The sequence below is a fragment of the Limnohabitans sp. Jir61 genome (genome assembly GCF_003063545.1).
Classification (GTDB): Bacteria; Pseudomonadota; Gammaproteobacteria; order Burkholderiales; family Burkholderiaceae_C; genus Limnohabitans.
The window spans coordinates 252,907-265,693 of record NZ_NESD01000001.1; the positions used below are offsets into that span (position 1 = coordinate 252,907).

The window sequence follows — 12,787 nt, forward strand, 5'->3', positions numbered from 1 at the left end:
GCGTTGAACAGGAGAACAACAATGAACAAAGCACTCTTAGCAATGATCTTGGCCGCAGCTAGCGCCACGGCCTTTGCCAAACTGCCCCCGCTCAGCGACGAAGCCAAAGCCAAAGCTGACGAAGCCAAAGCGAAAACTGCTCACACAGCTAAGGCTGATGCCTACTTGCTGTGCAAGTCACAAGACAAAGTTGCAGCCTACGTGCAAAAGACCAACAAAGCCAAAGCAGGCAAGCCTGAGGCTACGCCACCTTGCGCTGACCCTGGCAAGTTTGTTTACACACCACCAGAGGCTGCAGCTTCTGCACCAGCTGCCGCTGCATCTGCTCCCGCTGTGGCTGCCGCCCCAGCAAAAGCTGCCGCACCTGCAGCACCGGCTAAAAAGTAATCCACACAGCCTCGCTGTTCATTGGGCCGCGCCGAAAGGTGGCGGCCCTTTTTGTTGTAGCCTACTCAGCTTATGTCCTTAGATTCTTCTGTGCTGCCGCACCTCACCCAAGCCCAAGCCGAACTGACCCGCCACATCGACGTGGTCAATGAGCACGGTGTGCGCGAGCAAGTGTCCATTCCCGCCGAGCGGGCACTGACGGTGTATGTAGACAAACGCGAAATCGTCACCCTCATGACCTTGGGCGCACACCCCGAGTTGTTGGTGTTGGGCTATTTGCGCAACCAACGTTTGGTGGGTGATGTGAGCGAGGTTGAATCCATCACGGTGGACTGGGATGCAGGCGAAGATGGCGCAGGTGTGGCGGCAGTCAAAACTCGTCACGGCATTGCCGACATTGCGGCACGCACCGAAAAGCGCGTGGTCACCACAGGTTGCGGGCAGGGCAGTGTGTTTGGTGATTTGATGGCTGAGATTGACACCTTGGCATTGCCCGATGCTCGCATCAGTCAAGCACGTTTGTATGCGGTGCTCAATGCCATTCGCTTGCAAGAAACCACCTACAAGTCTGCTGGCTCGGTGCATGGCTGTGCGCTGTTCAGCGGCGAACAAATGCAAATCTTTGTAGAAGATGTAGGCCGCCACAACGCCATCGACACCATCGCAGGATGGATGTGGATGAATAACGTGAAGGCCAATGCTGATTCGATTTTTTACACCACTGGTCGCTTGACCAGCGAGATGGTGATGAAGTCTGCGCAAATGGGCGTGGCCGTGGTGGTGTCGCGCAGCGGCATCACGCAAATGGGCTACGACGTGGCCACACGTTTGCAGCTGTGCACGATTGGCCGTGCGACGAACAAACACTTTCTTTGTTACACATCACCTGAACGCATGCAGCTCGATCCATCGCTGGCCGTGGGTGGTGTGCAGAAGGTGGCTGGCATATGAGCGCAGGCGTGACATGGTGGTCGCAGGCATGGCGCACGCTGTGGCGTGACGCCCGCGCGGGCGAGCTGCGCTTGCTGGTGGTGGCTGTTGCATTGGGCGTGGCAGCCCTCAGTTCGGTCAGCTTTTTGGCTGATCGTTTGAACGGTGGTTTGCAACGCGATGCACGTCAATTGCTCGGCGGTGATGTGGTGGTGGTGAGTGATCAAGCCACGCCTGCACACATCATGCAACGCGCCAAAGAAGACGGCTTGCAAGGTGTCACTACCTTGAGCTTTCCGACCATGGCGCGTGGACAAGCGCAAAACGGTGCGCAGAGTAGTAGCCGTTTGGTAGCGCTCAAAGCCGTGGAGTCAGGCTACCCCTTGCGTGGCGAACTCAAAGTTGCCAGCAGATTGGCGCAGGCAAATGTGGCAGAAAAAACCACGCTCATTCCTCCCATGGGTGAAGTGTGGATAGAAGCGGGCGGCTTAGAAGCCTTGGGTCTTGATGTGGGCGACAGCGTGTTGCTCGGCAACAGCCGTTTGCGCATCAGCCGCGTGTTGGTGAATGAGCCCGACCGTGGTGCTGGCTTCATGAACTTCGCACCACGTGTGTTGATGAACAGTGCTGATCTAGAAGCTACCGCCCTGATTCAACCTGCCAGTCGTGTGACGTGGCGCTATGCAGTGGTTGGCGCTGATAACGCCACGAAAAACTTTTTGGCATGGGCCGAAGCAGAGAGTAAAAAGCCAGAGGTGCGTGGCGTGCGTGTGGAGTCGCTCGAAGCGGGCCGCCCAGAGATGCGCCAAACCTTGGACCGTGCGGGCAAGTTCTTAAACCTCGTGGCACTGCTAGCCGCCTTGCTCAGTGCTGTAGCTGTGGCCTTGGCGGCCCGAGCCTTTGCCGCACGACATTTGGATGACTGTGCCATGTTGCGCGTGTTGGGCTTGAGCCAACGCCACATTGCCTTGTCTTACACCGCTGAGTTTGTGTGGGTGGGCAGCTTTGCCAGCGTGTTGGGTTTGGCCTTGGGCTATGGCGTGCACTTGGTGTTCGTCGCTTTGCTCAAAGGCTTGGTCGAAACGGCTTTGCCTGCGCCCAGCGTGTGGCCGGTGGTGTATGGCCTAGGTACGGGCCTAACGTTGCTGCTCGCGTTTGGTTTGCCACCCGTGTTGCAGTTGGCCAGCGTGCCAGCGCTGCGCGTGATGCGCCGCGATGTGGGCGAACTCAAAGCCACCACACTCAGTGTGTGGGCCTTAGGACTCACAGGTTTTGCGGTGTTGCTGATTGCCGTTAGCCGTGATTTGAAACTTGGCCTCATGGTGGTGGGTGGATTTGCTGGTGCGGTGATGTTGTTTGCTGGCATGGCTTGGTTGGCGGTGTTTGTATTGCGTCGCAGTGTTGTCGAGGGTGCTGCGCCCCCCTGGTTGATGCTGGCCACGCGTCAAATCAGCGCGCGCCCTGTGTATGCCATGGTGCAGGTGAGTTCTCTCGCGGTGGGCTTGCTGGCCTTGGCCTTGCTGGTGTTGCTGCGCACTGATCTGATCAGCAGCTGGCGCAATGCCACGCCGGTGGATGCACCCAACCGTTTTGTTTTGAATATCCAGCCATCTCAGTCAGAGTCGTTTTTACAAACCTTGCGCGAAGCAGGTGTGACCAAGCTCGATTGGTACCCGATGGTGCGTGCGCGTTTGGTAGCCGTGAACGACCTGATCGTCACGCCTGATAGCTACACCGAAGAACGTGCCCAGAGATTGGTAGACCGCGAGTTCAACGTCTCGTTCAGTGCCGACAAGCCTGAGCACAACACCGTGGTTGCGGGTGCGTGGCAAGCCGAAGAAGTCGATGGCTTGAGCATCGAAGAAGGCATTGCCAAAACCTTGAAGCTCAAGATGGGCGACAAGCTGCGCTTTGACATGGCGGGTGTGTTGCACGAAGCACGCATTACTTCAGTGCGGCGTGTGGACTGGACATCCATGCGTGCCAACTTCTTTGTGATGTATCCCGTCAGTCGTTTGACCACGGGTGCGGGGTTTAATGTGCCCACCACGTACATTGTCGCGTTTCGTGCGCCGCAGCGTGTCACGGCTGCTGAAACCAATCAGCCTACGCCCAACTTTGACAACCAACTCATCAACCGTTTCCCCAACGTCACCAGCGTGGACATGGGTGCAACCTTGAACCAAGTGCAAAGCGTGCTCGGCCAAGTGGTGAGTGCGGTGGAGTTTTTGTTCTTGTTCACTTTGGCGGCAGGCCTTGTCGTGTTGTTTGCCGCAGTGACGGCCACGCGTGAAGAGCGTGCGCGTGAATACGCGGTGCTGCGTGCCCTCGGTGCATCCAACCAACTGCTGGCAAATGTGCAACGCGCCGAGTTGGCAGGCATTGGCGCACTGGCCGGTTTGCTGGCCACTGGTGTGGCCATGCTGATGGGCTGGGGCTTGGCCCGATTTGCGTTTGAGTTTGAATGGACGGCCAGCCCGTGGGTGCCTTTGTTGGGCGCAGTGGTGGGTGCGTTGCTTGCGTTGGCGGCAGGCTGGTGGGGCTTGCGCGATGTGCTGCGCCGCCCTGTGGTGCAAACCTTGCGCCAAGCATCTTGAATCGCCTAGAAGCTTGTAGAGCAAGATGACGCCAAAGCAGTTTGTCCATGCCGTTGAACATGCTTTGATCCCCTTGGCTGATGAAGCCAAGGCCCAAGGCATGAAAGCCTATCTGCTCAACCAATTTGAGTTCTTAGGATTGGCCGCGCCCGTGCGCCGTGCAGCGGTCAAAGCAATTGGCAAAGTGAAGTGGCAAAGCTCAGCTGATTTGTTGGCCGCCGCCGAACTACTGTGGCAAAAGCCCGAGCGTGAATACCGCTACACCGCTGTGGATTTACTGCGCCAACAAAGCGCCCAGTTAAACGTGAAAGACCTACCCGCATTGCAGGCATTGCTGCTGCGAGACGCTTGGTGGGAAACCGTGGATGGCCTGAGTGCCGTCATTGCCGAGGTCATGCATGCAGCGGTGCAGCAAAAGCCCAATGCAGCCGTCACGATGGACGTGTGGCTCAAACACCCCAGCCATTGGGTGCGCCGCTCGGCAATGTTGCACCAGCTGGGCTGGCGCTTGGACACCGACACCACGCGCTTGTTTGGCTATGCAACACAACTGGCAGATGAGAAAGAATTTTTCATTCGTAAAGCCATCGGTTGGGCACTGCGCGACTACGCACGCTGGAACTCGCAAACCGTGACGGAATTTTTGGTGCAACACCGCGCACGCTTGTCGGGCCTGACGGTGCGCGAAGCTGCCAAACACTTGACCTTGCCGTGATTCATTGGCGCGACAATCAACCTTATGCAAATCGAAGAAAAACCACCTTTTGATACCCCGTTTGAATGGATAGGCGGCGAGCCGCGCGTGCAACTCTTAGTCGACCGTTTTTACGATTTGATGGATTTGGAGCCAGGCTACCTAGAGCTGCGTCAAGCCCATGGCCCAGAGCTGGCCAACGCGCGTGAACGCCTGTTCATGTTCTTGTGTGGCTGGTTGGGCGGGCCTGCCTACTACATTGAAAAACACGGCCACCCGCGTTTGCGTATGCGCCACATGCCGTTCTCCATCGGTATCAAAGAACGCGACCAGTGGGTGGCGTGCATGGACCAAGCGATGGGCGAGACGGGTGTGCCTGAAGAATTGCGTACACGTTTGAAAGCCAGTTTTTTCCAAACGGCGGATTGGATGCGCAACAAAGGCGGCGCATAAACCTCGCAGACTTCGGACACAGTCTGCGCTGTGACCTGTTAGATATTGCTAGGCCCCAGCAACACCACCAACGCCCCCGCACCCCCATCCGAAGGCTTGGCCTGCACAAAAGCCAAGACTTCGTTTTTCTGCACCAACCAGCGCTGCACTTTGCTTTTGAGCACAGGCTCTTTGCCGGGCGAGCCCAAGCCTTTGCCGTGCACCACGCGCACGCATCGCCAGCCCATGCGTTTGGCGTCGCGCACAAATTGGCCTAGCGCTTCGCGGGCTTCATCGCTGCGATAACCGTGCAGGTCGAGTTGGCCTTGCATGGCCCATTCGCCTTTGCGCAGTTTGCGTGTCACGTCGGTCCCGATGCCAGGGCGTCTGAAGCTGAGCTGATCGTCCACATCGAGCAAGGTGCTCACATCAAACTCGTCGCTCATGCTTTCGCTCAGAGCTGCTTGATCGTCTAGGTCTTGTTGCAAGGGGCGCGCCGCAGGGCGGGGTGGTGTGATGAACACGCGGTCTTTGGCGGCAATGGGTTTGACGTTGCCAATGGTGCTGGTGAATAAGTTGCGCTCTGCCTCGGCGCGGCGTGCGGCCTCTTTGCGTGCTTCTTCGGCCGCAGCAGCGGCTAGAGCCGCGTCATTCACTTGCTTGCGAATCGCGCCCAAGTCTTGCAGTGATTTGGCTTTCACAGCAGCCCCTCTTCGGCCATCGACAAATACTTGCCTTGCGCCACGATGATGTGGTCGCGCACGGTCACGTCAATGAGTGCCAAGGCTTCTTGCAGGGTGCGGGTGAGTTTCATGTCGGCTTGTGAAGGTTTGACCGTGCCGCCCGGATGGTTGTGGGCAAGTACCACGCCGTCCGCGCCCAAGGCGAGGGCGGTCTTGGCCACTTCGCGTGGGTAGACCATGGTTTGCGACAGCGAGCCGCGAAACATGGGCTGGTACGACAGCAGGCGGTTGTGGGCGTCAAGAAACAAAACTGCAAATACCTCGTGTTTGAGTTGGGCCAGTTCAAGCTGCAGGTATTGTTTCACCGCATTGGGCGAATTCATCACCGTGGTTTCAGTTAATTGTTGGGTCAGGGCGCGGCGGGCCATCTCGAGCACCGCCACCAGCTGCGAGCGTTTGGCGTCGCCGCCCATGCCTTTGAAGGTTTTCAGCTCAGCCGCACTGGCGTGGATGAGGCCAGCAAAGCCCTTGAAGCGGTCCAGCAGCTCTTGGGCCATCACAAAGACGCTTTTGCCTTTGATGCCGGTGCGCAGGAACAAGGCCAGCAGCTCGGTGTCGGTCAGCGCCGAAGCCCCGTGTTTGAGCAGTTTTTCGCGCGGACGCATCTCGGCGGGTAGCTGGGCAATGGTCATGGGTTCGGGCATTCGGTCCATAGCGAGAGCTTTCTACAATAGGCGGTCTAACACTGAGAGTCCTATGACTGCATCCAACGCTCACCCTACCATCGGCCCCGCTTCTTTTTTAACGCTGCACTATCGGCTTTCGGGACCGCAAGGCGACGTGATCAACACGTTCAATGACAAACCCGCAACGCTTTCGCTGGGCTCGGGTGAGTTGTCGCCTGCTTTGGAGCAACGTTTGATGGGGCTCGAAGAAGGCGCGCACACCACGTTTGAGTTGGCTGCTGGCTTGGCCTTTGGTGAGCGCAACCCCGACATGCAGCAGTGGGTGAGCAAGAGCTTGCTCAAAGAATTTGGCGATCCTGATGAGCAATACAACGTGGGCGATGTGGTGCAGTTCCCCGCGCCCAACGGCCAAGGCTCGTTTGCCGGCGCGGTGCAACAAGTCACTGACGACCAAGTGCTGTTTGACTTCAACCACCCACTGGCCAACCAGCCCGTGACGTTTGAAGTGCAAGTCATCGGCATTTTGTAAATCAGCATGAGCAATAGCCTGCAAGAAATCGTCCTCGCCGAGCCCCGTGGTTTTTGTGCGGGCGTGGACCGTGCCATCGACATCGTGGACCGTGCGCTAGAAAAGTTTGGCGCGCCTGTGTATGTGCGCCACGAAATCGTGCACAACACGTTTGTGGTGGCCGACCTCAAAAACCGTGGCGCGATCTTCATCGAAGACTTGGCTGATGTCCCCCCAGGCGCCACGCTGGTGTTCAGCGCCCATGGTGTGCCTAAGGCGGTGGAAGAAGAAGCGACGCGACGCGGCTTCACCGTGTTTGATGCCACTTGTCCGCTGGTCACCAAGGTGCATGTGGAAGTGGCCAAGCTGCACAAAGAAGGCTTCGAGTTCATCATGATTGGCCACAAAGGCCACCCCGAAGTCGAAGGCACGATGGGCCAGTTGCTGGACGGCATTTACTTGGTGGAAGACGTGGCCGATGTGGCGCATGTCACGCCAAAACAAACCGAGCGCTTGGCTGTCGTCACGCAAACCACGCTCAGCGTGGACGATGCGGCGCACATCACAGAGGCTGTGGTGGCTCGTTTCCCCAATATCCGTAAACCCAAGATGCAAGACATTTGCTACGCCACCCAAAACCGCCAAGACGCGGTGAAGGTGTTGAGCAACGAGGTAGAGCTGGTCATCGTGGTGGGTAGCCCCACCAGCTCTAACAGCAACCGTTTGCGCGATGTGGCGCAACGCTCGGGCACGCAAAGCTACATGATCGACAACGCCGAAGAACTCAAAGAAGAATGGTTCGAGGGCGTGACCCGTGTGGGTCTGACCGCTGGCGCGTCAGCGCCCGACATCTTGGTGCAACAAGTCATTGCCCGCATGCGCGCCTTAGGCGCCGTGTCTGTACGAACACTCGATGGCGTGGAAGAAACCATCAAGTTTCCCTTGCCCAAGGGACTGAAATAAAAGGACTGAAAGTAAATGCTCGATATCAATCAACTGCGCCGCGACCTGCCCAGCGTCATTGCCAAACTCGAAACTCGCAAGAACCCACAAGCGTTCTTGAATGTGGATGCGTACCAAGCTTTAGAGGCCGAGCGCAAAACATTGCAAACCCGCACCGAAGAGTTGCAAGCCAGCCGCAATGCGCTGTCAAAGCAAATCGGCATGCTCAAAGCCAAAGGCGAGAGCGCCGATGGCGTGATGGCGCAAGTGGCCGACATCAAAACCGAACTCGACACCTCGGCCGTGCGCTTGGATGCCTTGCAAGCCGAGTTGCAAACTTTGTTGTTGGCCGTGCCCAACTTGCCGCACGACAGCGTGCCTGCCGGCGAAGACGAACACGGCAACGTGGTGCTGCGCAGCTGGAGCCCCACAGGCACCGAGCCAGCCCCCTTGGGTTTCGAGCCCAAAGACCACGTCGACCTGGGCGAGCCTTTGGGCCTCGACTTTGAAATGGGCGTCAAGCTCTCTGGTTCACGCTTCACCGTGATGAAGGGCCAGATCGCTCGCATGCACCGTGCGCTCGCGCAGTTCATGCTCGATGTGCAAACCCAAGAACACGGCTACACCGAGTGCTACACGCCTTACATCGTGAATGCCGAAAGCCTAAAAGGCACAGGCCAGTTGCCCAAGTTTGAAGAAGACTTGTTTGCTGCCAAGAAGGGCGGCCAAGAAGGCGAAGCCACGAGCGAGAGCACTGCGCTTTACCTGATCCCCACCAGCGAAGTGCCCTTGACCAACTTCGTGCGCGACGTGGTGTTGGCTGAAAACGAGTTGCCCATCAAGCTCACCGCACACACACCTTGCTTCCGCTCCGAGGCAGGCAGTGCAGGTCGTGACACACGTGGTTTGATTCGTCAGCATCAGTTCGACAAAGTCGAGATGGTGCAAATCGTTCACCCCGACAAGAGCTACGAGACCTTGGAAGAAATGACAGGCCATGCCGAAGCTGTGTTGCAAAAGCTCGGCTTGCCTTACCGCGTGATGTTGCTGTGCACCGGCGACATGGGCTTTGGCGCAACCAAAACCCACGACCTTGAAGTGTGGCTGCCTGCGCAAAACACTTACCGCGAAATCAGCTCGGTGTCGAACTGCGAAGCCTTCCAAGCGCGTCGCTTGCAAGCACGTTTCAAAAATGCACAAGGCAAGAACGAACTCGTGCACACCTTGAACGGCTCTGGCCTTGCTGTGGGCCGCACTTTGGTGGCTGTGCTTGAGAACTACCAACAAGCCGATGGCAGCATTCGCGTGCCTGAGGCGCTGCGCCCTTACATGGGTGGCGTGGCTGAATTGCGCGGCTGATACAGTTCGAAAACTTTAAGGGGTGAACGCTGTGAAAAAACTACTTCTCTTGTTGGCGACAGCGTTGTTGACTGCTTGCGGCACGACCACTGAATCGCAAACCAATGCAGACAATGGCCAGCGTCCGACGATGGAACAACTGGGCCGCATGCCTTTACCTGTGGGCACCAAGCTGCGCACGACGGAGTCGTTAATTTTTGGTGTGGGTGAGGGTTGGCTGGGTCGCGCTGTGTTTGAGTTGCCCAATGACGCAACCAGCAGCTATAACTTCTTTGCTGAGCAGCTGCCGCGCCAGGGATGGACCATGATTGCCTCTGTACGCGGTAAAAAGAGCTTGTTGGTTTTTACCCGTGCAGAGCGTGCTGCCACGATTGAGATTGAAGACAGTGGTTTGTTTACGGGTTCTCTGGCATCCATGACCGTGAGTCCTGCAGGAAGTGCAGGTGGAGCGTCCGCTGGCGCAGGAGTGGTGGTACAGCCTATTGGTGGCGCTGGCGCACGTCGCCCCTGATAGAATTACAGCTTCGACAAACGACACCGAATCAGGAGAAGTGGCAGAGTGGTCGAATGTACTTGACTCGAAATCAAGCGTAGGGGCGACCCTACCGAGGGTTCGAATCCCTCCTTCTCCGCCAAGCCCAAAAAGCACCTTAAAAAGCCGTTCGTCATTGAATGGCTTTTTTCATATTTGGTTGTCAGTCTCACGGGGCGACAGATGCCACATCTTGAGCAATCTTCCAAACTAGACCTCCTACGCTACGTGGCGAAGTGGGTGGCTTTGGCGACGGTGGTGGCAGCTCTTGCGGGCTCAGCTTCAGCCCTGTTCCTTTTCTCACTCGACTGGGCTACCCAGACTCGCGAAGCCAACCGTTGGCTAATTTGGGGCTTGCCTGTGGCGGGCTTCTGTGTGGGATGGCTGTATCTCAAGTTTGGCCAGCACGTCGAAGCGGGTAACAACTTGCTGATTGACGAAATTCACGACCCTAAAAAAGTGGTGCCCCTGCGTATGGCCCCCTTTGTGTTGGGTGGCACAGTGATCTCTCATTTGTTTGGCGCGTCTGTGGGCCGTGAAGGCACGGCGGTGCAAATGGGTGGGGCCTTGGCCGATCAGCTCACGCATTTTTTCAAACTTGACCACTCTGACCGTCGCATGGTGCTCATGGCGGGAATCAGTGCAGGCTTTGCTTCTGTGTTTGGTACGCCACTGGCAGGCGCTGTGTTTGCGCTGGAAGTGTTGGCCATTGGCCGCATGCGTCTAGATGCCTTGCTGCCTTGTGTGATTGCGGCAGTACTGGCCGATCAAGTGGGCTTGTTGTGGGGTGTGCAGCATACGCAGTATGAAGTGGGCTTGGTGCCACAAATCACAGCTTGGTTGTTAGCCGCCATGGTGGTGGCCGGTGCGGCGTTTGGCTTTGCGGGCAAGTTGTTTGCGACTGGCACACATGCATTGAGTGGTGTGATGAAAAAGCACATTGCTTACGCTCCGCTGCGCCCCTTGTTGGGTGGCGCGGTGATTGCTGCTGCAGTGATGTGGGGTAGCTTTGACCGTTACATCGGTCTGGGTATTCCGGTGATGGTGGAGGCATTTGCTCACCCACTTGCACCAACTGACTTTCTGGGCAAGATGATGTTCACCATTGCATCGTTGGGCTCAGGCTTCAAAGGCGGCGAGGTGACACCTTTGTTCTATATTGGCGCGACATTGGGTAATGCAATGGCTCCAGTATTGGATGTGCCATTTACGCTCTTGGCTGCCGTTGGCTTTGTGGCGGTGTTCGCAGGGGCTGCGAACACGCCGATTGCATCAACTCTGATGGCCATGGAATTGTTCGGCACAGAGATCGGCGTGTTTGCTGCACTGGCTTGTGTGATGAGTTATGTGTGTTCGGGTCATACCGGCATCTACCGTGCACAACGTGTGACGCATCGCAAGACAAATATGCCTTCTTAAAATGGGAGCTATGACCATGAACCTCACTCGTTTATTGCAAACTGCGCTGTGCGCAATGGTTTTGCTTTGTACGTCCGCATTTGCCCAAACCTTCAAAATGCCTTGCGAGGTGGAGGGTGTCATTCCTGCAATGGATGATCTCAAGATCAAGCCTCAAAAGGTGGTGATTGAAATTCAATCGATGGGCAAAAACATTTTCTTGAAAATGAATGGCCCCGAGCCTTATGTGTTGATCGCCAACAGTTTGGCCACTGAAGAATTCACTGGTAAAAACTTAACCACCGCCAAAGAGATGGGTGCGTTCCGTAAGCACAAGGTGACGGGTGCGGAGTCAGAGATTCGCATTGAGCAAGCCACGGTGATCGTGACGGCTTTCACTGACACCACCTACATGGGCAAAAAAGTGCGTGTCAACATCACGGGGCCTTGCAGCGTGCCTCGTTAAGGCCTTGCAAACAACGATGGCCCAATCTTTAAAACCAGCACCAAAAACCGGTGCAGTTACCCGTGATTTGCTGAATCAGCAAGTCCACCAAACTGCTCACGACGATCAAGGGCAGGCCCACGTAAATAAATGCCCACAGCACCAATATGAGGGTGGGGCGGGGTTCATCCAAGCGGTAACCCATCACGGTTTGGGCTTGTTTGCGAAGGCGAAGTTTGTTCAACATGGTGCGAGGATTTTAGGCGCATGAAAGTCAACTGGGACACCCTAGTCCACACCGAATGGGATGCACACCATGCGGCCGCTGCCGCACCTTTGCAGCAAGACTGGGCTTACGGCGCTTGCATGAAGACCTTGGGCGTGGGCGTACTGCGTGCGCTGGTTGAGCAAGACGGAACACCTGTGGCTTTGGCGCAGTTCATCATTCGCCGCTTTGTGGGCGGGTTGGCACACATGGCCTTGTGTTCGCTGGGGCCTGTTTGGCTGCAGCCCATGACGGGCGCAGACAAAGCCAAGGTTTACAAAGCACTCAAGAAAACCATCCCGCTGAAAAATTTGCGTGTGGTGGCTTTCACACCGCTGGAAGCGCAAGGCCCCGAGCTGGGCCTGTCGCCTTGGCGCAAAGTGATGACGGGCCATAGCACTGTGATGCTCGATCTCACCCTGTCGATGGACGAGTTGCGTGCCCAGTTGGATAAGCGTTGGCGTCACCGCTTGGGCGGTGCTGAAAATTCAGAGCTCACCGTTCACCGCGTGGGCACCAATGCGGGCCAATACCGTTGGTTGCTCGATGCCGAAATGCAGCAGCGCGAACAGCGCGGCTTGCATGGCTTGCCGTTACATTTTTTTGATTTATATGTACCTTCGCGTCAGCAACCATCTAAAACTATTTTGACGATGCGCGCAGACTTGGGCCGCGACCGTGTGGCAGGCATGATGTTTTTGATTCACGGACAAGCTGCCATTTACCAAGTGGGTTGGACCAGCGACGCAGGCCGCGACTTGCATGCCCACAATTTGATTTTGTGGAAAGGCATCGAAGAGTTACGCGAGCGCGGTGTGCGCAAGCTCGACCTAGGCGGCGTCAACACCACACGCAGCGCAGGCATTGCGCGTTTCAAGATGAGCACGGGTGGCCAAGTGCTGACCTGCGCAGGGACGTTCATTTAATCC

15 protein-coding genes and 1 tRNA gene are annotated in these 12,787 nt (G+C 56.8%); 13 read left to right on the forward strand and 3 right to left on the reverse strand.

What is annotated here, in order from left to right; genetic code table 11:
* Positions 1 to 21: 21 nt before the first annotated feature.
* The 5 genes from B9Z35_RS01220 to B9Z35_RS01240 all read left to right on the forward strand — a co-directional run bounded on the left by B9Z35_RS01220 (position 22) and on the right by B9Z35_RS01240 (position 5,061).
* A complete protein-coding gene (locus B9Z35_RS01220; RefSeq protein ID WP_108281851.1) occupies positions 22 to 387 on the forward strand; it encodes a hypothetical protein in 366 nt (121 codons plus the stop codon).
* 72 nt (positions 388 to 459) lie between these two features.
* Positions 460 to 1,338, forward strand: a complete 879-nt coding sequence (locus tag B9Z35_RS01225) for a formate dehydrogenase accessory sulfurtransferase FdhD (protein WP_108281852.1) — start codon at positions 460 to 462, stop codon at positions 1,336 to 1,338.
* On the forward strand, positions 1,335 to 3,914 hold the full coding sequence (locus B9Z35_RS01230) for an ABC transporter permease (protein ID WP_108281853.1): 2,580 nt from the start codon (positions 1,335 to 1,337) through the stop codon (positions 3,912 to 3,914). Before B9Z35_RS01225 ends, B9Z35_RS01230 begins: the two co-directional genes overlap by 4 nt.
* Positions 3,915 to 3,939: 25 nt before the next feature.
* Positions 3,940 to 4,629, forward strand: a complete 690-nt coding sequence (locus B9Z35_RS01235; protein WP_108281854.1) for a DNA alkylation repair protein — start codon at positions 3,940 to 3,942, stop codon at positions 4,627 to 4,629.
* Positions 4,630 to 4,653: 24 nt separating this feature from the next.
* The gene (locus tag B9Z35_RS01240; RefSeq protein ID WP_108281855.1) at positions 4,654 to 5,061 is read left to right on the forward strand and encodes a group II truncated hemoglobin; all 408 of its coding nucleotides are present in this window, start codon (positions 4,654 to 4,656) and stop codon (positions 5,059 to 5,061) included.
* Positions 5,062 to 5,099: 38 nt separating this feature from the next.
* On the opposite strand, the gene B9Z35_RS01245 is transcribed toward B9Z35_RS01240, so the two are convergent.
* Together B9Z35_RS01245 and radC are read right to left on the reverse strand one after the other, a co-directional pair.
* Positions 5,100 to 5,741: a Smr/MutS family protein gene (locus B9Z35_RS01245; protein ID WP_108281856.1), complete on the reverse strand. Its 642-nt coding sequence runs from the start codon at positions 5,739 to 5,741 to the stop codon at positions 5,100 to 5,102.
* A complete protein-coding gene (gene radC, locus B9Z35_RS01250) occupies positions 5,738 to 6,415 on the reverse strand; it encodes a DNA repair protein RadC (protein WP_108282766.1) in 678 nt (225 codons plus the stop codon). Before radC ends, B9Z35_RS01245 begins: the two co-directional genes overlap by 4 nt.
* Positions 6,416 to 6,479: 64 nt before the next feature.
* Here radC and B9Z35_RS01255 point away from each other — a divergent pair, with 64 nt between their 5' ends.
* From B9Z35_RS01255 to B9Z35_RS01285, 7 genes are all read left to right on the forward strand, one after another.
* Complete coding sequence (locus B9Z35_RS01255; RefSeq protein WP_108281857.1) at positions 6,480 to 6,938, forward strand: peptidylprolyl isomerase; 459 nt, start codon at positions 6,480 to 6,482, stop codon at positions 6,936 to 6,938.
* Between the two features lie 6 nt (positions 6,939 to 6,944).
* Positions 6,945 to 7,880 carry a 4-hydroxy-3-methylbut-2-enyl diphosphate reductase gene (gene ispH, locus B9Z35_RS01260; protein ID WP_108281858.1) on the forward strand — a complete coding sequence of 312 codons (936 nt, stop codon included), beginning with the start codon at positions 6,945 to 6,947 and terminating at the stop codon, positions 7,878 to 7,880.
* Positions 7,881 to 7,895: 15 nt separating this feature from the next.
* Complete coding sequence (serS, locus tag B9Z35_RS01265) at positions 7,896 to 9,218, forward strand: serine--tRNA ligase (RefSeq protein WP_108281859.1); 1,323 nt, start codon at positions 7,896 to 7,898, stop codon at positions 9,216 to 9,218.
* A 31-nt stretch (positions 9,219 to 9,249) separates the two neighbouring features.
* Positions 9,250 to 9,729 carry a hypothetical protein gene (locus tag B9Z35_RS01270; RefSeq protein WP_146178922.1) on the forward strand — a complete coding sequence of 160 codons (480 nt, stop codon included), beginning with the start codon at positions 9,250 to 9,252 and terminating at the stop codon, positions 9,727 to 9,729.
* Between the two features lie 34 nt (positions 9,730 to 9,763).
* Positions 9,764 to 9,853, forward strand: a tRNA-Ser gene (locus B9Z35_RS01275).
* Positions 9,854 to 9,933: 80 nt separating this feature from the next.
* Positions 9,934 to 11,169 carry a voltage-gated chloride channel family protein gene (locus B9Z35_RS01280; protein ID WP_108281861.1) on the forward strand — a complete coding sequence of 412 codons (1,236 nt, stop codon included), beginning with the start codon at positions 9,934 to 9,936 and terminating at the stop codon, positions 11,167 to 11,169.
* Between the two features lie 10 nt (positions 11,170 to 11,179).
* Complete coding sequence (locus B9Z35_RS01285) at positions 11,180 to 11,614, forward strand: hypothetical protein (protein WP_108281862.1); 435 nt, start codon at positions 11,180 to 11,182, stop codon at positions 11,612 to 11,614.
* Positions 11,615 to 11,642: 28 nt separating this feature from the next.
* Here B9Z35_RS01285 and B9Z35_RS01290 read toward each other — a convergent pair whose 3' ends face one another.
* Positions 11,643 to 11,840, reverse strand: coding sequence for a hypothetical protein (locus B9Z35_RS01290; RefSeq protein ID WP_108281863.1), 198 nt, complete (start codon positions 11,838 to 11,840; stop codon positions 11,643 to 11,645).
* Between the two features lie 20 nt (positions 11,841 to 11,860).
* On the opposite strand from B9Z35_RS01290, the gene B9Z35_RS01295 reads away from it, so the two are divergent.
* Complete coding sequence (locus B9Z35_RS01295; RefSeq protein ID WP_108281864.1) at positions 11,861 to 12,784, forward strand: GNAT family N-acetyltransferase; 924 nt, start codon at positions 11,861 to 11,863, stop codon at positions 12,782 to 12,784.
* Positions 12,785 to 12,787 lie beyond the last annotated feature (3 nt).